Annotated in this window: 19 protein-coding genes; 10 read left to right on the plus strand and 9 right to left on the minus strand. The window is 59.9% G+C overall.

Annotation, left to right across the window (positions count from 1 at the left end; translation table 11 throughout):
• Positions 1 to 133 precede the first annotated feature (133 nt).
• Positions 134 to 1546 (plus strand): signal recognition particle-docking protein FtsY, encoded by a 1413-nt coding sequence (ftsY, locus tag GM415_RS15145; protein ID WP_158949636.1) that lies wholly within the window; start codon positions 134 to 136, stop codon positions 1544 to 1546.
• 23 nt (positions 1547 to 1569) lie between these two features.
• The gene (locus GM415_RS15150; RefSeq protein ID WP_158949638.1) at positions 1570 to 3039 is read left to right on the plus strand and encodes a 30S ribosomal protein S1; all 1470 of its coding nucleotides are present in this window, start codon (positions 1570 to 1572) and stop codon (positions 3037 to 3039) included.
• 68 nt (positions 3040 to 3107) lie between these two features.
• On the opposite strand, the gene GM415_RS15155 is transcribed toward GM415_RS15150, so the two are convergent.
• Positions 3108 to 3929, minus strand: a complete 822-nt coding sequence (locus tag GM415_RS15155) for an RluA family pseudouridine synthase (RefSeq protein WP_158949640.1) — start codon at positions 3927 to 3929, stop codon at positions 3108 to 3110.
• 234 nt (positions 3930 to 4163) lie between these two features.
• Here GM415_RS15155 and GM415_RS15160 point away from each other — a divergent pair, with 234 nt between their 5' ends.
• The 7 genes from GM415_RS15160 to GM415_RS15190 all read left to right on the plus strand — a co-directional run bounded on the left by GM415_RS15160 (position 4164) and on the right by GM415_RS15190 (position 14927).
• On the plus strand, positions 4164 to 5147 hold the full coding sequence (locus GM415_RS15160) for an ornithine cyclodeaminase family protein (protein ID WP_158949642.1): 984 nt from the start codon (positions 4164 to 4166) through the stop codon (positions 5145 to 5147).
• 2 nt (positions 5148 to 5149) lie between these two features.
• Positions 5150 to 6031 (plus strand): DMT family transporter, encoded by an 882-nt coding sequence (locus GM415_RS15165; RefSeq protein WP_158949644.1) that lies wholly within the window; start codon positions 5150 to 5152, stop codon positions 6029 to 6031.
• Positions 6032 to 6037: 6 nt separating this feature from the next.
• Positions 6038 to 9193, plus strand: coding sequence for a UvrD-helicase domain-containing protein (locus GM415_RS15170; RefSeq protein WP_158949646.1), 3156 nt, complete (start codon positions 6038 to 6040; stop codon positions 9191 to 9193).
• The gene (locus tag GM415_RS15175; RefSeq protein ID WP_158949648.1) at positions 9193 to 12087 is read left to right on the plus strand and encodes a PD-(D/E)XK nuclease family protein; all 2895 of its coding nucleotides are present in this window, start codon (positions 9193 to 9195) and stop codon (positions 12085 to 12087) included. The genes GM415_RS15170 and GM415_RS15175 overlap by 1 nt, the downstream gene beginning before the upstream one ends.
• 12 nt (positions 12088 to 12099) lie before the next feature.
• Positions 12100 to 12543, plus strand: a complete 444-nt coding sequence (locus GM415_RS15180; RefSeq protein ID WP_158949650.1) for a PPC domain-containing DNA-binding protein — start codon at positions 12100 to 12102, stop codon at positions 12541 to 12543.
• A 3-nt stretch (positions 12544 to 12546) separates the two neighbouring features.
• Entirely contained in the window at positions 12547 to 13740 is a 1194-nt protein-coding gene (gene lhgO / locus GM415_RS15185; RefSeq protein WP_158949652.1) for an L-2-hydroxyglutarate oxidase, read from the plus strand.
• 86 nt (positions 13741 to 13826) lie between these two features.
• Entirely contained in the window at positions 13827 to 14927 is a 1101-nt protein-coding gene (locus tag GM415_RS15190; protein ID WP_158949654.1) for an NAD(P)H-dependent flavin oxidoreductase, read from the plus strand.
• 141 nt (positions 14928 to 15068) lie between these two features.
• Here GM415_RS15190 and GM415_RS15195 read toward each other — a convergent pair whose 3' ends face one another.
• The 8 genes from GM415_RS15195 to ybgF form a co-directional block, all read right to left on the minus strand.
• Positions 15069 to 15575: a peptidylprolyl isomerase gene (locus GM415_RS15195; RefSeq protein ID WP_158949656.1), complete on the minus strand. Its 507-nt coding sequence runs from the start codon at positions 15573 to 15575 to the stop codon at positions 15069 to 15071.
• Between the two features lie 25 nt (positions 15576 to 15600).
• Positions 15601 to 16551, minus strand: a complete 951-nt coding sequence (xerC, locus tag GM415_RS15200; protein WP_158949658.1) for a tyrosine recombinase XerC — start codon at positions 16549 to 16551, stop codon at positions 15601 to 15603.
• A complete protein-coding gene (locus GM415_RS15205) occupies positions 16526 to 17488 on the minus strand; it encodes a GGDEF domain-containing response regulator (protein ID WP_158949660.1) in 963 nt (320 codons plus the stop codon). Before GM415_RS15205 ends, xerC begins: the two co-directional genes overlap by 26 nt.
• A 25-nt stretch (positions 17489 to 17513) precedes the next feature.
• Complete coding sequence (locus GM415_RS15210; RefSeq protein ID WP_158949662.1) at positions 17514 to 18350, minus strand: HDOD domain-containing protein; 837 nt, start codon at positions 18348 to 18350, stop codon at positions 17514 to 17516.
• Positions 18351 to 18353: 3 nt separating this feature from the next.
• A complete protein-coding gene (locus GM415_RS15215) occupies positions 18354 to 18782 on the minus strand; it encodes a hypothetical protein (protein WP_242012270.1) in 429 nt (142 codons plus the stop codon).
• 94 nt (positions 18783 to 18876) lie between these two features.
• Positions 18877 to 19149 (minus strand): TMEM165/GDT1 family protein, encoded by a 273-nt coding sequence (locus tag GM415_RS15220; RefSeq protein ID WP_158949664.1) that lies wholly within the window; start codon positions 19147 to 19149, stop codon positions 18877 to 18879.
• Positions 19150 to 19164: 15 nt separating this feature from the next.
• The gene (dprA, locus tag GM415_RS15225; RefSeq protein WP_158949666.1) at positions 19165 to 20472 is read right to left on the minus strand and encodes a DNA-processing protein DprA; all 1308 of its coding nucleotides are present in this window, start codon (positions 20470 to 20472) and stop codon (positions 19165 to 19167) included.
• A 73-nt stretch (positions 20473 to 20545) separates the two neighbouring features.
• Positions 20546 to 21451, minus strand: a complete 906-nt coding sequence (gene ybgF / locus GM415_RS15230; protein ID WP_158949668.1) for a tol-pal system protein YbgF — start codon at positions 21449 to 21451, stop codon at positions 20546 to 20548.
• Between the two features lie 196 nt (positions 21452 to 21647).
• Between ybgF and GM415_RS15235 the strand changes: the two genes are divergently transcribed.
• Positions 21648 to 22562: a hypothetical protein gene (locus GM415_RS15235; protein ID WP_158949670.1), complete on the plus strand. Its 915-nt coding sequence runs from the start codon at positions 21648 to 21650 to the stop codon at positions 22560 to 22562.
• Positions 22563 to 22610 lie beyond the last annotated feature (48 nt).

A 22610-nucleotide genomic window follows, 5' to 3' on the forward strand; every position in this document is an offset into this window, starting at 1 on the left:
TTTTTCCCGCTCTTATCCATTCCAGTGTAGAATGGCAATATTCAGCGCATCCATATCATCTATTGCCTCCGATGGACAGGTAAGCTATGAAAACACGCCCGAACAACAACGATACGACTCTCAAGAGGATTTGATGGGATTCTTCAGTAAACTGAAAAAGGCCTGGGCCAAGCCGGAAGATGTGGCGCAGCAGGCCTTGGATGAATACAAGCGGCAACAAGGCCTCGACGTGGAGCCCGAACCGGCAGAGGAGCCGGTTCCCGAGCCGGAAGCCGCCGCTCCTATAAAGGAAACGACGCCGGAGCCTGTACCTGCCCAGCCAGAAACCGATGCCGCACCGGTGCCCACCGAGGACTGGCAGGCTGGCCTGACTCTCTCTCTGCGACAGGCGGAGCCCAGACTCTCCCAGTGGTTGAACATCATCGTCGAAGGCGTGGAAGAAAAAGGCCCCGCCTTGTGGGACCGGCTGGCCTTTCTGTTCAAGGCCCTGGGCGCCCCCGAGGATGAAGCACAGAATTTCATCGGTAAATTCGAAACATGGCTCGACGAAATGGGCTATGTGGCCGTGGCCGAGTTCAAATCCGAACTCCAATACCGTTTGGCACTGGCACTGGATCTGGAGGACGAGGAAGACGAACGGGACCGCCTGTTCCTCAAACTTTCCGAAGGAATATCCAAGACCCGCGAGCAGATAACCAAACGCATCGACGGCCTGCTCTCCTCCCACTCCTCCTTGGACGACGATTTCTGGGAGGAATTCGAAGAGATTTTGATCATGGCGGACGTGGGCATGGAAGCCGCAAACCAGCTCATGGAAAACCTCAAGGCGCGCGCAAAGAAGGCCGGTACCGACGATCCCGATGACTTCAAGGACATCCTGAGAGCCGAACTCGAAGACATTTTCAAGGTTCCGCCGCGCATTGAGGCTGTAAATCCGCCCGAGGTGCTGATGATGGTCGGGGTGAACGGCGTGGGCAAGACTACCACCATCGCCAAGCTTGCCCACCGCGCTCAGATGCAGGGCCGCAAGGTGCTCATTGCAGCGGGCGACACCTTCCGCGCGGCAGCTATCGAACAACTCGAGGTCTGGGCCAACCGCATTGGTGCGGGATTCTTTGCCAAGGCCGAGGGCAGCGACCCGGCCGCAGTGGCTTATGAAGCCATGGATAAAGCTGTGGCCGAGGGCTACGACCTGCTCCTGCTGGACACGGCCGGTCGGCTGCACACAAAAATCAACTTGATGGAAGAATTGAAAAAAATCGAGCGAGTGGTTGGCAAGAAACACGAGGGTGCTCCCCACCGGACCATCCTGGTTATCGATGCCACCACCGGCCAGAATGCTCTGTCCCAGACCAAGCTGTTTAACGAGGCTGTGGGTGTGGACGAAATCATTCTGACCAAACTCGACGGCACGGCCAAGGGCGGTGTCGTCGTGGCTGTCACCCTACAGAACAAGCTGCCGATCACCTTTGTCGGGCTCGGCGAAAAGATGGAAGACCTGAGGCCGTTCAACGGCAAGGACTTCGCCAAGGCATTATTAACCTAAACCTTTAAGAAACGGTACAAATCGTGTCAGAAGAATTCAAGGATCGCAATGGGATCGAGGAAGGTGAAGCTTCCTTTGCCGAACTGTTCGAACAGTACAGCGAAGGCGGCGGGGACGACCTGAACGTCGGCGACAAAGTCGCCGGCTCCGTCATCCAGGTGGGCGAGACCACGGTTTTCGTCGACACCGGCACCAAGCTGGACGGCATCGTGGAAAAGGAGGAGTTGCTGGACGAAGACGGCAACTGCACCGTCAAGGAAGGCGACACCGTGGAACTCTACGTGGTCGGCAAGGACTCCGGCGGCATCAAGCTTTCCCGCGCCCTGTCCGGCATCGGTGGCCTGGCCATGCTTGAAGAGGCCAAGGCGGGCGGTCTGCCCGTTGAAGGAACCGTGGATTCCACCTGCAAGGGCGGTTTCAACGTCACCGTCATGCAGCGACGCGCTTTCTGCCCGGTCAGCCAGATTGACAACCGTTTCGTGGAGAACCCCGAGGAATACGTGGGCAAGACCATGGAATTCCTGATCACCAAGCTGGAGCAGCACGGCCGCAACGTCGTCATCTCCCGCAGGGCGCTACTGGAGCGGGAAACCGCCCAGGCCGTGGAGAACTTCACCGCCGAGACCCAGGTGGGCGACGTGGTGGAAGGCATTATCACCCGGCTTGCTCCCTTCGGCGCTTTCGTCGAAATCATGCCCGGCCTGGACGGACTGGTACACATCTCCCAGATCGGACACGGCCGCATCGGTCATCCCGAGGAAGCGGTGAGCGTGGGACAACGGGTCAAGGCCAAGGTTACCCGCTACGAGCACGACGACAAGGGCCGCCTCAAGATTTCCCTGTCCATGAAGGAACTGGCCCAGGACCCCTGGGATACAGTGACCGCAACCTTCTCCGAAGGCGACAAGGTCACAGGCAAGGTAGTGCGGCTGGCCGACTTTGGCGCCTTCGTGGAGATCGCGCCCGGTGTGGACGGTTTGGTGCACGTCTCCGAGATGAGCTACACCCAGCGCGTCCACAAGCCTTCCGACTTCGTCAAGGAAGGTCAGGAGGTCGCGGTCAAGATCAAGTCCATTGACCCTGCGGCGCGCCGAATCGGCCTGTCCATGAAGGATGCCGAAGGCGACCCGTGGATGGAAGTGGCAGAGAAGTACCAGGCCGGACAAAAGGTCACGGGCACCGTGGAGAAGCAGGAGCAATTCGGCATCTTCATCCAGCTTGAGCCCGGCATTACCGGCCTGCTGCCCAAATCCGTCATTGCCCGGAGCGAAAACGCGGCGGCCTTTGAAAAGCTGCACTCCGGCGACAGCGTTGAGATCGTCATAAGCGAGGTCAAGGCTGCTGAGCGCAGGATTTCCCTGACCACCGGCGATGCCGCGGACGATGGCGACTGGAAGCAGTTTGCCCCCAAAAAGTCCAAGCCTTCCAGTGATTCCGGCAACATGGGATCTCTTGGTGCAGCGCTTCAGGACGCCTTCAAAAACAAGAAATAGCGTCACTCGACAAACAACAAAAAAGCCCCGGCCTGTTCAGACCGGGGCTTTTTTTCATACAAAACAGCTTAAAACGGTGAGGATGCCTCGGCGACAAAACCGGGAAATTCGATGCGCTGATGATGCAGCCGCAAGCCGCCGTTTCCCGCACTGCCATAGAGGGAGTCACCTACGATGGGGTGCCCGATGGATGCCAGGTGGGCCCGAATCTGGTGTCTCGCCCCCCTCTTTATCAGGCAACGGACCAGGGTGGTCCGCGTCTCATGATCGTGAGAAAGCGTCTCTACCCCTGTCCAGCGCCCCTCATCCGGATTATCTCCCTCAAGTACTCGGGTCTTCTTGCGGTCATCCGTATCCAAAGCGTTCTTGACGGTAGCCAGCCCATCCAGCCGCCCCTGGACCTCGGCAAGATAAAACTTCCGAAGCTGTCCCGCCTCTTCCAGCTCCTGATAGCGTGTAGCGGCTTCGGGATTCAATGCCACAAGCAGCAACCCGGAAGTCAGGAAGTCCAACCGATTCAGAAGAGTGACCTCCCCATCGAACAGGTCTGGCAGGACCGCCTCCACACTGGCGTCATCCTTGCCCTCAATGGCGGCTGAATGCACGCCGCCGGGTTTGTACACGGCAGCGAAATCGCCGGTTTTCTCGACCACAAAAACGCCCAGTTCCGAATGCGTCACGGCTTCCTGCTCCCTGTTGATAAGAATTTCCTGGCCTGCCCGGACCTTGTATCCGGGCTTGCGGGGAGCGTCCGAAACCCGGACACGCCCCTCGTCGCACAACCTGCGGCGCAGGCGGAGCCCGGACTCGGGCAACGGTGACGCAAGGACCTTATCCAGGCGCAGGCCGTCACTTGATTCCGGCACGATGAAACTGATTTCAGCGGACATGCCCGATTATTGCCCGATCAAAGAATAATCCGCAAGTATTTCAAGCCTCGTTGACGCATAAAACAAATAGTCCTAGTGTGTGCCGACAATTGAACGCCGTTGCGGATTCGAAACGAAATTTCTCCTGGATGCATAACCGGTTGGGATTGCATCCAGACAATGCGAAAAGACAACTACCGCTTGCGCCGGAACAAGGCTTTCATGGGAAACGATAGAGAGGCAAGGAACGGATATATGACAACGGAAGTGCTTTGGATATCGGCGGCTGAGATCAGCGCGCTGAACATCCCCATGCAAGACATCATGGAACGGGTGGAGGCGGGATTCGCCTCCGTGGGTCGTGGCGAGACGGAAATGCCGGCCAAGATCGGCATTCACCCGAGAGAGAACTGCTTCATACACGCCATGCCCTGCTACGTGGGCGGGGAAGACCTGGCCGGGATCAAATGCATTTCGGGCTATCCGCCCAATCCGGCCAAGGGGCATCCGTACATAACCGGCCTCATGGTCCTTTGCGATCCCGCCACCGGCCTGCCCCTGGCAGTCATGGACGCAGCCTGGATAACGGCCTGGCGCACTGGCGCGGCCTCGGGAGTTTATGCCCGCCACTTCGGCAACCAGGACAGCGCCTCCGTGGCCCTCATCGGAACCGGCGTGCAGGCCAGAACCAACCTCCTGGCAATGAAGGAGGTCTTCCCCAGACTCGACACCGTTTTCTGCCAGGACATTTCGGACGAGGCCATGGCCCGCTTCATCAATGACATGCAGCCCCTGCTCCCGAAGGCTGAATTCGTCGCCTGTCCGGACATCCCCGCCGCCGTAGGGGATGCGGACGTGCTCATCACCTGCACCCCCATCGTGGAGGCGCCAGAACGACCCGTGGCCCGATCAATGATCAAGCCGGACTGCCTCGCCATTGCCGTCGACTACGATGCAGCGCTCAACGCCGATGTGTTCGCGGGTGGACACTTCACCTGCGACAATTTCAACCAATACACCTGGACCCGGGAACAAGGGGGATACTTCCGAAACGGGTATCCCGGCCCTGCCGACATTGACGCGGACATGGGAGAGATATGCTCGGGCGCAAAGGAAGGCTTGCGTGCAGGACAACGCGGCGCGGTGCTCATGGGCATCGCCAGCCACGACGTCATGACCGCCGCCCTGGTTCATGAAAAAGCTCTGGCCGCCGGGATCGGTACCGAGGTGAAACTGTAGCCATGACCGGATATCTCTACGTCCTCGCCGCTGCCGTCATGTGGGGTGTGATCGGCATCTTTACCAAGCACATCCTGGCCGAAGGGCTCTCCGCCCTGGAGATCGCCTTCTGGCGCGCCATGTTCGGTTGGCTCATGTTCCTGGCCCATGCCACACTCAAAAAGCAGCTTAGAATAGCCCGCACGGACCTCCCCCCCCTGCTCGGTTTCGGCTTCATCTGCGTGACCTTGTTCTACAGCTCCTATCAACTGGCTATCCGCGACGTTGGCATGGCCATGGCTGCGGTGCTGCTCTATACGGCCCCGGCCTGGGTGGCGGTTCTCTCCTGGCTGGTGCTCAAGGAGCGCATGACCAAGACCAAGACTTTCTGCGTAGCCATGACCATCCTCGGCGTGTCCAGCATCAGCCTGGGCCCGCAACTGACGAGCGGTGCGAGCTGGCAATTCGGCTGGTTCGGCCTCGCGGCGGGTCTTATTTCAGGGCTGACCTACGCCCTCTACTACATCTTCGGGAAGAAGTTCCTCTACCGCTACGAGACTCCGACCATCTTCGTCTACGCCATGCCCTTCGGAGCCGCACTGCTACTGCCCTTCGTGAACTTCGCGCCCAAGTCGGCCTCGGTCTGGATGTGGCTTATCAGCCTCTCCGCCGTGACATCGTACGGCGCGTTCTCCGCCTACTATGCGGGCCTCAAACGTCTGGACGCCACGCACGCCTCGGTGGTCGCCACCTTCGAACCCGTGGTTGCCGCCGTGCTTGCCTACTTCCTGTTCGGGGAAAAATTCTCCCTGCTCGGCTATGCCGGTGCCAGCCTGATCATCCTGGCCGTCTTCATGGTCGTCATGACCGGCTCCCGGGCCAGCCGCGCCGCTGCGGAGGGATAACCACGCATGTCCGAACTCAGGCAAGTCAAAGCGTCCGCAGGGTCGGGCAAAACCTACCAGCTCACCCGCCGTTTTCTCGGCCTGCTCGACCACGCCGGGGAAACCAGCCGCCCCTTTGCCTGCGCCTCCAGGCCCCACCAGGGCTACGCCTGGCCCGAGATCATGGCTGTGACCTTCACCAACAAGGCCGCCGCCGAGATGAAAGAGCGAGTCATCTCCGGCCTCAAGCAGGCCGCACTGGACCGTAACGACGAAGGCTCGGAATCCCACGCCTGCTCGCCTGCCAAGGCCGCCAAGGCCGTGGAAGCCATCCTACGCCGCTACCACTACCTAAACATCAGGACCATCGATTCACTCCTGGCCCTGCTCTTGCGCCTCTTTGCCTTGGAATTCGGCATCCGACCGGATTTCCAGATGATCTTTGATGAAAGTGAACTGTTCGAAGCGGTCTACGACCACTTTCTGGCACTATGCGAGGCTGACGAACCGGAGCGAGACCTGCTTGCCGGGGCCATGAAAACCCTGATCCACACCGAAGGCAGGTCCGGCTTCTGGGTGCAGGATACGGTGCGAGGCCGTCTGCTGGACCTGACCCGCTTCCTGCGCGCCGAAAGCGGCCCCCTGCTCACGGACCAGGAGGAGATCCTACAGTTGCTCATGGCCGGACACGCCGACTTCCTCGGGACGGTCAACTCCACCATTGAGTATTTCGCCGACACCGGGCTGCCCTTTGCCAAACGCTTCATCGATTTTCTAGAAGCATGCCGAGTCTGCGCCCTGTTCGATCCCCCCAAGGATTCGGCCTATGTCGCCAAGGAGAGCCTTCGCGACTGCGTGAACAAGGCGGGCAAGGACAAGGTGGATGACCGGGCAGAGGCGGCCTACGCCGAATTGAAGCAGGTGCATGCCCGCTACACCGTAGACCAAGCCATGCTCTCCGGGGCCTATTTTCTGGCTCCGGCGGTAAATATGGCCCTACGCTTCCTCAATGGCCTGGACGAGTTGCAACGACAGCGAGGCCTGGTCCTGGGTTCCTCCCTGGCGGGTTTTGTGGATCACCTCCTTAGCCGAGGCGACGCCGTTTCCGAGGCATACTGCCGCCTGGGCTGCCGCCTACATCATCTCCTGGTGGACGAATTCCAGGACACTAGCCGCGAACAGTGGCGGGCCATAACTCCGCTCTCGGGAGAATGCCTGGCCAAAGGCGGTTCCCTCTACTATGTGGGCGACGTCAAGCAGGCCATCTACGGCTGGCGCGGCGGCGACTCCGATCTCTTCGACGAGGTCCTGACCCAGCCCGACCTCGCCTCACTGACGGAGAACGCCGAGTCGGACACCCTGCCGGACAACTGGCGCAGCTTCCGCCATGTGGTGGAATTCAACAACCATTTCTTTCGGAATTTCGAAGTGCTTCCCCAGGCCTGCGCCTTGGCCGAAGCGATCTTTCCTGCCGTGCCCGACGAATTCACGGCGAGCTTCGCGCAGGACCTCACGGCCAACTTCGCTGACTGCGCCCAGGACATCCCGGCCAAACACGTGACCACCCTGGGATATGTGCGCATGGAGCGCCTGCCGGGCGGCAGGAATGAGGAGATTGAAGAACAGGCACTGGAGGCGCTGGAGGAACGGCTGGACGAACTGACTGCCCGCCGCCCATACAGAGACATTGCCGTCCTGGTCCGTACCCACACCCACGCGGCACTGGTATGCGACCTCCTGGTGCAGAAGGACATCCCAGTCATCACGGAAAACTCTCTGCAACTGGATCGCCATCCCGTGGTCAGGCAACTGACCGGTCTGCTCGGTTTTCTTGATTTTCCCAGGGACGACCTGGCCTTCCTAACCTTCGCCTCGGGACGTGAGGTCTTCCTCTCAGAAGCCGACATATCGGAAGAGACCTTCCACGACTGGCTTGCCAAACCCAGAAAACGCCCTCTGGGCGTCTGTTTCCGCGACGATTTCCCCGAGGCTTGGCAGCGGCTCATCGAGCCCTTTTACAATCAATCCGGGCTAATGACGCCCTACGACCTGACCCGCGAAGCCATCCGTGTCTTCCGCGTGCTGGAGCGCCACCCCGAGTCGGAGCTCTATGTGCGCCGCCTGCTGGAGGTGGTCCATCTGGCCGAGGAAAACGGCTACGGCTCCCTGTCCGGTTTTCTGGAGTTCTGGGCTGAAAAATCCGGCGAGGAAAAGGTCCCCCTGCCGGAAAACATCGACGCAGTAAGGATCATGACCATCCATAAGTCCAAGGGGCTGGAATTTCCTGTGGTCATCATCCCCTTCCATAACTGGCCCGTGCGCCCGGACCGGGATTTCCACATCGCCCGCCACGGCCAACACCGGGTGCTTACCCCCATGAAGAAAAGCCTGGGCAAGCCATACCTGACCAGCCTGGGCCGGGCCGTGCGCGAACAACTGAATCTGCTCTATGTGGCCTGGACCCGCGCCCGCGAGGAGCTCTACGGTTTCTTCACGGAGAAACCGGCCAACTCCCCGGCCCTGGCAGCCATGAACCTGTTTCTGGACATGGACGGGGACGAAGCGGTTTTCGAACACGGTGAGACACCGGAAGGAGCCACCGCCTCGGCCAAACCCGCTGCACCCGTGACGCGTGACCTTCCTGCCGGGACGGAGACGGTCAGGCTCATGGACTGGCTCCCTCGCCTGCGCGTCTATCGTCACAACCGGGACGAATATTTCTACAACGAACGCATGCGTGGCGAAGTGGCCCACCGGGTCATGGAACACCTGCGGATCACCGGAGACGACCAGAGGGATTCGGAGAGGGCCATGACCCTGGCCCTGCGCGACTTCCCGGCCTTGGGGGCTCTGGATGAGCCTGAGCAAGAACGGCTGGAAGCGGACCTGCGGGGCATGACCGCATGGGCGCTCTCCGAGCCCCGTCTGCGGTGCTGGCTCGCCACGGGTGAGCGCGAGCCCGAGGTCATGGACGCGGACGGTAACTTCAAGCGGCTGGACCTGCTCTACCAGGGCGAGAAAACCGTGGTCGCCGACTTCAAGACCGGCCAGCCCTCGCCCAAGAACCGCACCCAGGTGCTGGACTACATGACCATCCTCGAACAGACGGGCGTGATAGCGCCCAAAGGATTCCTGGTCTACCTCGACCTGCGGGAAATCCACGAAGTGGGAGGGGAAGGATAGTGCGCAACATCACCCTGATCCCCTGGCAGAACGATTTCATCCCGGCCCTGGGACGGCTTCTGGTCGCGCGCGACGATTTCAGCCGATGCACCGTGCTTTTCACCCATGATCGGCCTCGCCGCTATCTCAAGGCGTTCTTCAAGGAGTGCCATGATCTCCCGCGCCCGGTTTTCCTGCCGCGCATGACCTCGGTGACGGAGTTCACCGCCGGACTGCGGCGCGAGCTGGCCTCGGTCCCGGTCAAGGCCGTCCACCGGCTGGACCTGGTGGAATTGCTGCGTACCATTGTCTCCGACCTCCACGCTTCCGGGCGCGGCCTGCTGGCCCGTCTGCCCGAGCTGGATCGGGAGGCGTTCCTGCCCTGGGGCATGCAACTCGCCGGGCTTCTGGACGACCTCCTTCGCCAGGACATCGAGCCCGAAGATCTCACCTACATGGAGGGCGAGGTCTCCCTGTATGCCAGCGGCCTGCTGGAGCAGCTCGGGGCCATCCACCGGGAATATGTCAATCGCTTGTCCGAACGAAACTGGACCACGCCGGGACTAGACTGCGCCTTTGTCACCCGAAATATCATCGCAGTGACCGAACAACTGCGGGAACGCCCGGTGATCGCTGCAGGCTTTTACGCACTGAGCGGCACCGAGGACATACTTTTCAGGCGGCTGTGGGAGGATGGCATCCTGCATCCGGTCATCCACTCCGACCCGGCCCTGGCGCTGGGCGAGACTCCCCACTGGGCAGCCGCCGAACACACGGCGTGGCTCGGACGCTGGAAAACGCGCGCCGAAATCCCCGAAGGCGATGAAGCGCAGATCGGAGAACCCGTGATCCATTTCCGCGAGGGCTTCGACCGCCACTCGCAACTGGCGGCCCTGACCGAGGACATGGCAGCCGCCCCGGACCGGGATGGCAACGCCGTGATTCTGCCGGACGAAGGCGCGCTCCTGCCGGTCCTGCACAACCTGCCGGACAAGGAGCCGAACATTTCCATGGGCTATCCCCTGGATCGGACATCACTGGCCCGGCTGGTAGAGACCCTGCTGACTCTCCAGGAAAACCGGCTGGAGGACGGACGCTACTATTGGCGTGATGTCATCTCCCTGATCCGCCACCCCTACCTTCGCCTGCTCGGCCCTGAGCACCGCCCTCTGCGCAGGATATTTCACGTGTGGGAGGCCGAGATCCGCACGGGTGAAAGGTACATCGACCCTCTTGCCTGGCATCCTCCTTACGGTGACGAAATCCTGGACGGCGTGGATCGGGCGGAGGCTGAGCCGCTGCGCCGTTCCGTCCTGGACTACTGCCTGGACGGCTTCACAAACGTCCGTTGTCTGGAGGATCTTGGCAGAGCTCTGAATTCGCTCGCGGCCATGCTCCACGAACATGGGGAAGGGCTCTGGCACACTTATCTCGTGGACGCGGAATGCCTGTTCCGCTTGACCACCTCGGTAGTGCCCCAACTGCGCAACGTGGAAGCGCGGCATGAGGAATTCAGCCGCTCCACCCTGTTTGCCCTGCTGCGCGGCATCCTGTCCGGAGAGCGCGTCTCCTTCGAGCCTGACCCGCTGGGCGGCCTCCAGGTTCTGGGCGTGCTGGAGACACGGCAGCTCCACTTCCGTCGACTCTTCATCCTCGACGCCGTGGAGGAAAGGCTGCCCGGCACCAATCCCTACGACCCGCTCCTGCCCGACGCCCTGCGCAAGCTGCTTGGCCTGCCCGACGCCAGGGAGCGAGACAACGTCTCCGGCTACAACTTCTACCGGCTGCTCATGGGAGCCAAGGAAGCGTTCATCTATTACCAGAGCGGCGTCCAGCCCGGCCTGCTCGACGCCAAATCCGTGCGAAGCCGCTTCGTGGAGCAACTCCTATGGGAACGCGAAAAGCGGGAAGGCCGAATCCTGGCCCACGACCGGGACGTCATCCGCACGGTGACCTTCCCCACCGGCTCCCTGCAACGCGCGCCACGCCCAGTTCCAGCCACCGAAGCCGTCCGCTCTCGACTCATGGAAATACTGGTCAAACGCGGCCTGTCGCCGTCGGGGCTGGACCGCTACATGCAGTGCCCCAAGCAATTTTTCTACAGCTATCTTTGCGATGTTCGCCCAGTGGACCAAGTGAACGAGGAAGGCGACCGCAGCGAATTCGGCTCCCTGGTCCACGAAGTGCTCCGTGAATACCTCACACCGCACATCGGGCGAAAGACCCGCCTCGGCGAGTTGGACCCGGAACCGCTCGCGGCTCTGTTTGCAGAAAAATTCGCCGGGAGCGAACTGGCCCGGACCCTGTCCTTTGACACGCGCATGGCCCTGGTTCACACGGGCCGCCACCGACTGGAACGCTTCCTCGCCTCCCAGGAGACCGCCACGCTGCTCGGGCTGGAACAACGGCTGGAGACCACGGTCGAGATAACCGCACCATGCCCGCCCATCGTCCTGAAGGGTTTCCTGGACCGGGTTGAGGAACGCGAGCAAGGGGTATATATCCTTGATTACAAGACGGGCGGCGGGGTCACTCCGAAGAAAGCCGTATGGGAAGACATGGACCTATGGGACCGCATCCACGGCTTTGTCCGGGCCGAGGACGACCCGGGCCTGACCGAAGACGTCGCCCGAGTCGTCCAATCCATCCAGCTTCCGGCCTACATGCACCTGTACCACGCGAGCGAAGGGACCGTTCCGCACAACGCCGGGCTGATCAAGCTGGCAGAGGACGGCAAAACCGAACTGCTCTTCCCCGACAAATGGACAGAAGAGGAGCGCGAGGACGTGGTCGGCAATATGACCCCGCTACTGATCAGGACGTTGATCAATCACATGCTCACCACAACGGTATTCGCCCCTCAACCGGGCCGCCGCTGCAAGTGGTGCGACTTCAAGGCCCCCTGCGGGCAATAAGGAAAGACAACCATGCAATACAGTGAAGGAACCATCGGCAGGGTCTTCACCCTGCGCCTCGAAGACGGCGAACGCGTGCCAGACGTCATCGAACAATTCGCCAAGGAGCATGACATCCGCTGCGCCCACTGCACTCTGGTGGGTGGTATCGACTCGGGAGAACTGGTGGTCGGTCCCGAGGACGGCAATGCCGAAGTCATCAAAGCCGTGCACCTGCCCATTACCGAGGCCCACGAAGTGGCAGGGGTAGGCACCCTCTTCCCGGACGAGGATGGCGAACCGGTCCTGCACATGCACGCGGCCCTCGGACGCGACGGCAAGACCCGCGCCGGCTGCGTACGCCCCGGCCTGGACGTCTGGCTGGTTGGCGAGGTCGTGATCATGGAAATCCTGGGCACGGATATGCTTCGCAAGGTCGAACCGAAGAGCGGCTTCAAGCTGCTGGCCAAGGACTAAACCTTGCTCAAAGCCGATATCATCATCTGCGGGGCCGGAATCATCGGTCTGACCCTGGCCCGTGAACTGGTCGAGGCCGGTTATTCGGACATCATCATCTTCGACAAGGAAGATGCGCCGGGTTACCACGCCTCGGGCAGGAACAGCGGCGTGCTGCACGCGGGCATCTACTACGATCCCGGTACGCTCAAGGCGAAGATGTGCCTGGAAGGGAACCGACGCATGCAGGCCTATTGCGAGGAACATTCCCTGCCACTGCTCAAGACCGGGAAGGTCATCGTCACCCGGACCGCCGCCGAACTGGACACCCTGGATGAACTGCAACGCCGGGCCACGGCCAACGGCGGCACAGTGGAGATGATCGACGCCAAACAGCTTGCGGAAATCGAGCCCAATGCGAGGACCGTCCTGCGCGCCCTCCACTCCCCGCTCACCGCCGTAGTCGATCCCAAGGCGATCCTGCAATCCTTGCGCGATGAACTGGAACGCTCGGGAAAGGTCCGCTTCCTCTTCGGCACCCGCTTTCTCGAAGCCATAGGCGACACCATACGGACCAGCCAGGGCGACATGGGATACGGCCTGTTCATCAACGCGGCGGGTGCGTTCAGCGACAGAGTGGCCCAGTCCTTCGGCATAGCAAAAAAGTACCGCCTGCTGCCATTCAAGGGGATCTACCATGTCCTGAAAAAACCTGCGGCAGACAAAATCCGTGGCTCCATCTATCCGGTACCGGACATCAAGAATCCATTCCTCGGGGTCCATTTCACCCGTAGCGCGCACAATGACGTCTACGTCGGGCCCACGGCCATCCCGGCTTTCGGCCGGGAGAACTACGGTATCTTTCGGGGAATTGACGGCGAACTGCCTGAAATCCTGCTGCGTGACGCCCAAATGTTTATGCACAACCGAAAATTCCGAGGCGTTGCCCTGAGCGAGCCGCGAAAGTATTTCTTCAAATACTTTTTCCGAGATGCCGAAAAACTGGTCAAACATGTCGTGCCCCGAGATCTGCTGCCAAGCCCCAAGGTCGGCATCCGACCGCAGCTCGTGGACATCGAAAACAGGAAACTGGTCATGGACTTCCTGGTGGAAAAGCACAAAAACACCGTCCACATTTTGAATTCAATCTCTCCCGCTTTCACAAGCTCCATGTATTTCGCGCAATTAGTATTAAATAAATACATTCTTAACGGATAACACTCACTTGAAACATGTGTTTATCTTGACTTGATGGTAAAATAAGCGCATGGGACAGAAAATTTAGAAATCCATGAGGTACTTCAATGCAACTTCCGAGTTTGTCCTTCGGTGACCTGACCGCCAAGCTGCCCATCATCCAGGGCGGCATGGGTGTAGGCATCTCTCTTTCCGGCCTGGCCAGCGCCGTCGCCAATGAAGGCGGCATCGGGGTCATCGCCACGTCCATGATCGGCATGCGCGATCCCCAGCGCGCCAAGGACCCCGAAGGAGCGGACCATCGCAGCCTCATCGAAGAGATCCGCAAGGCGCGATCCAAGATGACCGACGGCCTGCTCGGGGTGAACATAATGTGTGCCCTGACCAACTACAGCGACATGGTCAAAACCTCCATTCGCGAAGGCGTGGACGTCATCATTTCCGGCGCCGGTCTGCCCATGGATCTCCCCGGCTACCTCCGTGAGGTCAAGGAGGAGATGAAGCAGGAAGTCAAGACCAAGCTTATCCCCATCGTCTCTTCGGGCCGCGCGGCCAATATCCTCTGCAAGAAGTGGATGAAGAAATTCGACTACCTGCCCGATGGCTTCGTGGTTGAAGGCCCCAAGGCGGGCGGGCATCTGGGATTCAAGGCCGAGCAGCTTGAAGAACCCGAGTACCAGTTGGAACGGATCGTCTCCGACGTCATCGCCGCAGTGAGACCCTTCCGAGAGTCGCACAAGAAGGACATTCCGGTCATCGCCGCCGGAGGTGTCTACACCGGTGAGGACATCGCCAAATTTCTCGAAATGGGTGCCGCCGGAGTCCAGATGGGCACCCGGTTCGTGGCCACACACGAATGCGACGCGGACGAGGCCTTCAAGCGCGCCTATGTCAACGCCAAGCAGGAGGACGTAACCATCATCAAGAGCCCGGTCGGCCTGCCTGGCCGTGCCCTGAAGAACGCCTTCCTCGACGCCGTGGCATCGGGCCTGAAGCATCCCAAGAAGTGCGTGCACAAGTGCCTGCACAGTTGTGCCGAGGAGAACTCGCCCTACTGCATCGCCCAGGCCCTGGTGAATGCCTACAGGGGCAAGCTCAACGCGGGCTTCGCCTTTGCCGGGGCAAACGCCTACCTGGTGGACAAAATCGTCTCGGTCAAGGAACTGATGAATTCCCTCAAGGACGAGTACGAGCGGCGGGTCAAATAAGCCCACCGGCTTCACTAGAATATGAAAAGAGGGCCTCCATTTGGAGGCCCTCTTTATTTTTGAGACGTCTGCTTAAGGATGCAGCCCAAATCTTCCTAGAAAAGAAGCACGGTGGCTTAAGCTTGTTTTTCCCGATGGCGTTTACTCGAAACGACGGGCGGAAATGATCGACACCGGGTCCACCGGAACGTCGTCGAATCCCTGATAGCTTTTAGTCTTGGTCTTGCTGATCTTTTCGGCCACGTCCATTCCGTCCGCGACCTCACCGAACACGCAGTAGCCGAAGTTATCATCATCCTCGCCCGTATGATCCAAGTCCGGATTATCCGCCACGTTGATATAGAACTGGGAGGCGGCGCTGTGCGGATCGGGCAGCCGGCCCATGGCCACGGTGCCCTTGAGATTCTTCAGGCCATTGGTCGCCTCGTTGGTGATGGGTTCGCGGGTCTCCTTCTCTTCCATGGAAAAGGTCAGGCCGCCAGCCTGTATCATGAACCCCTTGATGACACGATGAAAAAGCGTGCCGTCATAAAATTCGTCATCAACATACTGCAAAAAGTTCTCAACGGTCTTGGGGGCCTTTTCCGGAAACAGCTCCAGCAGGATTTCTCCTTCCGGGGTCTCGAGAAGAACCAGGGGATTTTCCATCTTTCACTCCGTATGGGGTTGATGCTTAGTCTTTGTCATCCTTGCCCTTGCCCAGACCGGCCAAGGGGTGCGCGGAGTCGTATACCTGCATGATGCGCTGCATGTCCAGATGCGTGTAGCGCTGGGTCGTGGTCAGGTTCTCATGGCCGAGCAACTCCTGCACGCTGCGCAGGTCGGCCCCTGCTTCAAGCATATGTGTGGCGAAGCTGTGCCTCAGCATGTGCGGATGCACGTCCTTGGGCAACCCGGCCAGACGGGCCAGCTTGGCAACGATGCGGTTGGCACCACGCCGGTTGAGACGCTTGCCGGAGCGGACGCCCAGAAAAAGCGCCTGCTCCGTGTAGTCGTCCCCGAGCAGGGCATGGCGTTGCTCCATGTAGCGACGGATGCGCTTCATCGCCGCGTCGGAGAGGGGCACGATACGCTCCTTGGCTCCCTTGCCCACCACGCGCAGCACGTCCGAGTCCACGTCATTGAGATCAAGACCGATCGCCTCGCTAATGCGCAGACCCGAGCCGTACAGAACTTCGGCCAGTGCCAGGTCGCGCAGACCCTCCGGGTCCGGCTCGATGGCCGCCTCCATCATGGCCACGGCCTGATCCACGTTGAGGAGTTGCGGATGCCGCTTCTCCTGCTTTGGATTACGCACCCCAGCCACCGGACTTGTCGCCACGATCTTGTGTTTGCGCAGGTAATTAAAATAGGCGCGCAGGCTGGAGAGCTTGCGACCCATGGAGGTCTTGGAAAGCCGTTGCCGATGCATGTCCGCAAGAAAGCCACGCACGTTATCCCGATCAACACGCGTTGGTTTCTCCAGGCTTCGCCGGGATCGTCCGAGAAAATCCTCGAACTGCTCCAGGTCCGTGGAATAGGCTCGAATGGTAGCCTCGGAGTAACCTTTCTCCACCGAGAGATACGCCAGAAAACCGCGTACCAGCTCGCCGTGACGTCTATCCCTTTCGCTGGTCGATGACATAGCTGGACTTGGGGTTTTCCTTAGCCTTCTTCTTCAGGCCCATGGCGATGGAGGAGACCTCACCGTAGTGCCTGATCCGGCCTTCCTCGTTGATAACCACGGCGATGGACACGGCCATGAGCGGGAAGACCCGCGTATTGCCCTCCCGGTCAACGGAGGTGATGTTGCCCCGCTTGCGATCCTCGGGGTCGTAGAAATGCGGTACGATGTCGTCGAACGCCTTGATGATCCGCCTGCACGCGTCCTCCACTTTGTCAGGAGGCAGGATGAAAACGAAATCGTCACCACCCACATGGCCCACAAAGCTGGGCACGCCGGGATAGCTGCGGATGGTGTTGACGATGAGCCGGGCTGACATCATCAGGATTTCATCCCCGCGCGAAAAGCCGTACTTGTCATTGTAGGACTTGAAATAGTCCAAGTCGCAATAGGCCAGGGCGAAGTCCTCCCGGGCATCAATAAGAGACTGGATTCGCTGAATGATCGAAGTGTTCCCTGGCAGCTTGGAGAGCGGGTTGGCGTCCAGGGCGCGCATGGCCCGGCACAGAGTCAGGTTGATGCGGTCACGGACTTCGGACGGATTGAAGGGACGGACCAGGAAGTCATCCACCTCAATCTGGTTCCAGTTCCATGGGGTTTCGACGTCGATGGGGTCCACGCACATGACCACCGGCAACTGCCGGTAGACGTTTTCGCTCTTGACCAGGTTGGCCACCTCGCGGCCGGAAATGTCGCTAAGCCGGTTATCCACAACCAGCAGGTCGGGCGGTTCGTTGAACAAATGCTCGATGGCCCCGCCGCCGTGCTCGAAGACCTTGAATTCCATCACGTCCGGAGACCACAATCCCTTGAGCATCTCGGCAAACGCCTTGTCTGGCGAAAGAAGAAAGGCGGTCTGCTTGCGCTGAAAAAGGGAATCTTCGAGGGTCTGGTTCATGAAACAATCCTGGTTGGTTACGGAATCAGAAGGTCACATCCGAGACCTCAAGCAGTTGATCGGCCATCTCGTCCATGACCTTGTCCAGGTCGGACATCTTGAAGCCCAGTTCCATGAGTGCCTCGGGGCGAAGATAGGAGGTCTGGTCATCGCCTGCATTGCCGAACTCGAAGAGGCGGACCAGAAAATCCCCCAGATGGACGACGCAGGACATAGGTTTATAAAACTCCGCCAGTTGCGGCGCATGATGGCGGGCCATGGCCTCGCGGATGTTGGGCGGCAATCCCCAGTGCCGGGCCAGCCAGGCGTTGATGCGGTCGTGCCCGAAACCGAGCACGTCCTTCTCCGCCTGAAAATAGGTCAGTTCCTTGGCCTGGACCGTCTCCGATATCCGCTGGTGCAATTCAGGAAGCTGGACAGCGGTAACGACCTTTCCCAGATCATGCAGCAGCCCGGCCACGGCGTACTCCTCCGGGTCCTCGAATCCGGCGCGGCGGGCGATGATGTTGCAGGCCGTTGCGCAGCCCAATGAATGCTCCCACAGGCCCTTCATGGCCTGGACCATCATGTCGAAGACCGAAGTGGAAATAATAATGCCCCGGATAACGTTGAAACCGAGCAGCACCAGGGCGTGCTGAATCGAACTGATGCGACCGGGAAAGCCGTAGATGGGCGAGTTGACCATCTTCAGGACCTTGGCTGACAGGACCTGATCCGTGGAAATAACCTTGGCGATGGCCTCGCTGGAGGTCTCCGGGTTCTCGATGAGCGAGGTCACCTCATCCAGAACGTGCGGCAAGGTCGGCAGGTCCTTGACCGCCAGGATCTCGCCCTTGACGCTGGTTTTGAGGTCCGGTTCCATGGCCTATTCCCCTGCTCCGTATGCAGCGCTATCGCCCGTCGCATCATTTTCGGCGCCGTCGTTGTCATCGCCTTCACCCGAGAGCAACGCCTCCATGGCCTTGCGCTTGGCTTCCTGCGCTGCAGCCTTGATACGAAAATACTGGGCCATGCGGTTCTTCACGCGCATCATCCATTTGTCCTTGGCATGACGACGAAAAAGATGGTCGAGCCGTTCCAGACGTTCGGCATAAACCGTCCCTGATCCGGCCCCGCCCATGTCCACGGGATGCCCCTGGACCGTAATGCGGTCGATCTTCATGTTCTCCAACCGGGCAATGAGGCTTTCGGTCAGCTCCATCCCCTCGGCCATGATAGTCATGCCGCCTTCCTTGGTCACGGGCTTGGCCAGCTTCATGCCGGGGGCGGCTAGATCTATGGGTATCTTCTGCATGCGGGTTCCAATTGGACTATTTCCGTCTTCAGCACACCATGGCGGGAGTAACCAATGTACACGCCCCACCCTTCCGGCTCAAGCCCGACGCGCGTCAAATCTTATCAAAAAAGATAAGTACGCCCATAATGACAAAAGCCACGGCCGCTATCTTCTTGATGACCTCTGTGGGCACGTACTGGCAAATGAATTGAGCAAACATCACGCCCAGGAAGCTCACGAGGACCAAGGCCAGGGAGGACCCCAGAAAGACGGTCCACGGTTTCTGGGTCTTGGCGGTCATCAGCATGCATGCCAGTTGCGTTTTGTCTCCCAGTTCGGCCACGAACAGGGTTCCGAAAGTCGTTGCGAGCAGTTTCCAATCCATATCTTTACCTCTTTATTATTCTTCCCTTGCGAGATACCACATACCGGGCAGTTGCTGCACCGCGCCACGCATCTCGAGCATTATCAAAATCTTGCTTATCTTAGCCGGAGGCCACTCAAGGCGACGCCCGAGAGAATCCACATGGACCTTGTCCTCTGCGACGAGAACTTCCATGACGCGGCTCTCGTCGCCGCTCAAATTCATGGACTCACGCTCCACAGCCGAAGGACGCTTGCGCGATGCCGGCAGCAAACCGTCTCCTTTGGCGGCCCCATTGGCTCGACCTATCCGTTCGGTAGGCTCCCTGCCGGACGACGAAGTTCCCTCTACAGGAGCGGTCATGAAATTTGTCGTACCCCTCGGCGTCCCTTCCAGTTCAGATGTCGTCCCCTCTTCAAATGGCTCCGGATCCGGAATATCGTCCAACTCGCGGGCGAAATCATAACGCAGAATCTCCACGATATCCTCGGCAGTTTCCACCAGGGCCGCGCCCTGCTTGATCAGCCGATGGCACCCGGTGAACGTTGGCTGACCAAGGGGCCCGGGGAGAGCAAAGACGTCCCGCCCCTGCTCGCCTGCCAGTCGGGCCGTGATCAGGCTGCCGCTATTGTGAGCGGCCTCGGCCACCAGAACCCCCAAGGACAGGCCGCTGATCAACCGATTGCGCACAGGAAAATGCCCGCTTCTCGGCCCCACACCCGGGCCGTATTCGGTGACGACCAGCCCCTGTTCCTCCAACTTCCGCCGTACGTCCGCATTCCGACCCGGATAATCAATGTCCAGCCCGCAACCCAGAACCGCGATTGAGCCACCAACGCCGCTCAGACCGCCGAGGTGGGCCTGACGATCAATCCCCAGTGCCAGCCCGGAGATCACGGTGATGCCGATCCCGGAAAGCTGGGATGCAATGTGCCCGGCCGCCCGCAGGCCCAGGGCAGTGCACTCGCGGGCGCCGACGACTGCCACGCCGGGGTTGTTGAAAAGAGTCGTGTCGCCCCGGCAGTATAGCAGGACCGGCGGATCCTCCAATGTCTTGAGGGAGTCAGGGAACCGGGGATCGAACCATGTGACCACATCCATACCCGCCCGACGAGCCAGCCGAAACTCCTCTTCGGCCTTATCGCGCCATGCCTCGGATCGACACTTGGCGACAATGGATTTGATGAAATGACTCTCCACGCCCAGAGGAATCCAGGCTTCTGTCCTGCTGAGCGCATCATAGGCGCTATCGAAATGGGAAAAAAGCTGTTTCCATACCCTCGGGCCAAGGCGCGGGGTATGTTTCAAGGCCAGACAGGCAAAAAATTCTTTATCCAAGTCCATCGGGATGCTGCCCCTGTTGCGGAAACCGCTTCACATGAAAAGCGACTAGCCGCCGGAAGGCCTGACGGCGAGTCTATCCGCCCAATCGGCGCAATTCCTTGCGGGCCAGCTTGGCGGGAGCGGAATCCGGGAAATCCTCGACCAGGGCGCGCAGATAGAAAACTGAATTATCCGGATCGCCCACCCTTTCATACGACATGCCGATCTTGAGCAGTGCGGCAGCCGCCTTGTCGTGTTTGGGGAAACGGCCAGTGACCTCCTTGAAGGCCAGGATGGACTGGGCATAATCCTTTTGAGAATAATAGGTCTCGCCTTTCCAATAGAGCGCGTTGGGGACCAGATCATCCTTGGGGAAACGCTTGAGAAAGGCGTCGAAACCGTCGCGCGCCGCTGCATATTTACCTGCGTCGTACAGGGCCATGGCCGATCCATAGGCGGCCTTCGGGGCTGATTTTACATTTTTTTTCGGAACAGGCTTGGGCTTGACGGCCTTGGGGGCTGGCTTGTCACGGTGAACAACCGTAGGTTCAGGGATAACCGGCGGCGGCCCGGGCACCTTGTCCCACGGCTTCTCCTCGGCGCTCTGGGCAACCGGTTCCGCACCGGATTCCGGCGCCGGCTTGCCGCCTTCCACCCATTCGTCGGGTTCGGGCTTGAGATCGGTTACCCACCCCTTGTTCGCCCCGTCCTTCATGTCGTCAGGTGCGTCGGCGGCACTGTCCGCCACAACGCCGCCCGCCTTCAGAGCAGCGACTTCCTGCTCCAACTCGGCAATACGCTTATCTGCGTCGGCGGCTTTTTCATCAATGGTGTCCGCCTGACGCCGCTGTTCCTCGCGAAAATTTAGGAAGCTCTCCTCCAGGCTCTTGAGTCGCCACTCCGTGCTCGCATCGGTGGTCGCCTGCCGCTGTTGCATGGCGGTACAACCGACGGCAAACAGGCACAAGGCGGCAAGCAGAACGAGCTTCAGATACTTCATGCGGCAATCTCCAGTGATGCGACGTCAAACATTGCATGATGAATAGTCGATGAACGGGTTTTTGGCAAGGAATCGTTGGGAATCAGCCGGCCGGAAACCCCTTCCGCGCCTTGCATCCGAGACGTTTTTCAGGCACATAAGCCCACGGGACGGCCCCTCTCGCGTCGTCCACACTATCCGGAGACAGATTACCGCCATGACATTACAAGAGACATTGACCATGACGGCCCTCATGCTGGCGCCCGCTTTCTTCAGCCTGCTCGGCATGGCCGCCCTGGGCAGCCCCGCCGTCGCCACCCTCGGCGAAATCGCGGCCAAGACCAAATCCAGGGTCTTTTACGAAAAATACGGACAGCAAACCGCCGCCATGGGCCTAATCCTTTTCATTCTGCTGATCCTCGTGGAAGTGGGCGGCATCGCCCTCATCTACGTAAAGTTTCCTCAATACATCAGGGACATCCTGACACCGGGGACTCCGTTCACCCTGGTGCTGGCAGCCCTGGGTGCGTTCACGCTTCTGGGGATTCCCTATCTGGCCTTCTGGAAAAAGATGCGCAATGCCAAGGCGCTGCGGTTGATCCTCGGCATCGGCGCATCCCTGGCTGGAATCGCAATGGTGGCCTTGGCCATTCCTGCCAAGCTGACCTTCGGCCTCCCCCCGGAGCAGATCACCCCCGCCATTCAGGCCATGCTCCCGCCCATGGCGGTCATGTACTGCATCCAGCTTCTCACCGCTGCAGCAGGACTGAGCTGCGCCTACCTGGTCATGCGCCGCAACAAGGATGATTTCGGACGTGACTACTACAATTTTTCCCTCAAGCTGGCAGCACGTTGGTCGCTGATCCCCATGCTTGGCTTCCTGGCCTGCCAGGGCTGGCTGTTCGCCGTGCTTCCCGAGAACTTCAAGACCCTTGTCATGGGCACCCCCCTGGGCATCGTCTGGGCTGCGGGCGCCGGACTGGGCCTCGTTTGCGCCATTCTCTGGCTGATTATCGCCAGAAGCGCCACTCCCCTGCGTCTCAAGGGACTGAGCTTCCTGAATGCGCTGCTCCTCTGGCTTGTCCATACAGCCAGCGCGGTGCTTTTCCTGAACCTGATGTCCATGAGCTGATCAACGGCTGAACAAGACATGAACAAAAAAAGGCCGGGATGCATTCGC

It is taken from the genome of Pseudodesulfovibrio cashew (assembly GCF_009762795.1).
Classification (GTDB): domain Bacteria; phylum Desulfobacterota; class Desulfovibrionia; order Desulfovibrionales; family Desulfovibrionaceae; genus Pseudodesulfovibrio; species Pseudodesulfovibrio cashew.

Coding starts and splice junctions, on each gene's coding strand:
- ftsY (WP_158949636.1), top strand. CDS start 134: ATGGGATTCTTCAGTAAACTGAAAAAGGCCTGGGCCAAGCCGGAAGAT.
- GM415_RS15155 (WP_158949640.1), bottom strand. CDS start 3,929: ATGTCCGCTGAAATCAGTTTCATCGTGCCGGAATCAAGTGACGGCCTG.
- GM415_RS15160 (WP_158949642.1), top strand. CDS start 4,164: ATGACAACGGAAGTGCTTTGGATATCGGCGGCTGAGATCAGCGCGCTG.
- GM415_RS15165 (WP_158949644.1), top strand. CDS start 5,150: ATGACCGGATATCTCTACGTCCTCGCCGCTGCCGTCATGTGGGGTGTG.
- GM415_RS15170 (WP_158949646.1), top strand. CDS start 6,038: ATGTCCGAACTCAGGCAAGTCAAAGCGTCCGCAGGGTCGGGCAAAACC.
- GM415_RS15180 (WP_158949650.1), top strand. CDS start 12,100: ATGCAATACAGTGAAGGAACCATCGGCAGGGTCTTCACCCTGCGCCTC.
- GM415_RS15190 (WP_158949654.1), top strand. CDS start 13,827: ATGCAACTTCCGAGTTTGTCCTTCGGTGACCTGACCGCCAAGCTGCCC.
- GM415_RS15195 (WP_158949656.1), bottom strand. CDS start 15,575: ATGGAAAATCCCCTGGTTCTTCTCGAGACCCCGGAAGGAGAAATCCTG.
- xerC (WP_158949658.1), bottom strand. CDS start 16,551: ATGTCATCGACCAGCGAAAGGGATAGACGTCACGGCGAGCTGGTACGC.
- GM415_RS15205 (WP_158949660.1), bottom strand. CDS start 17,488: ATGAACCAGACCCTCGAAGATTCCCTTTTTCAGCGCAAGCAGACCGCC.
- GM415_RS15210 (WP_158949662.1), bottom strand. CDS start 18,350: ATGGAACCGGACCTCAAAACCAGCGTCAAGGGCGAGATCCTGGCGGTC.
- GM415_RS15215 (WP_242012270.1), bottom strand. CDS start 18,782: ATGCAGAAGATACCCATAGATCTAGCCGCCCCCGGCATGAAGCTGGCC.
- GM415_RS15220 (WP_158949664.1), bottom strand. CDS start 19,149: ATGGATTGGAAACTGCTCGCAACGACTTTCGGAACCCTGTTCGTGGCC.
- dprA (WP_158949666.1), bottom strand. CDS start 20,472: ATGGACTTGGATAAAGAATTTTTTGCCTGTCTGGCCTTGAAACATACC.
- ybgF (WP_158949668.1), bottom strand. CDS start 21,451: ATGAAGTATCTGAAGCTCGTTCTGCTTGCCGCCTTGTGCCTGTTTGCC.
- GM415_RS15235 (WP_158949670.1), top strand. CDS start 21,648: ATGACATTACAAGAGACATTGACCATGACGGCCCTCATGCTGGCGCCC.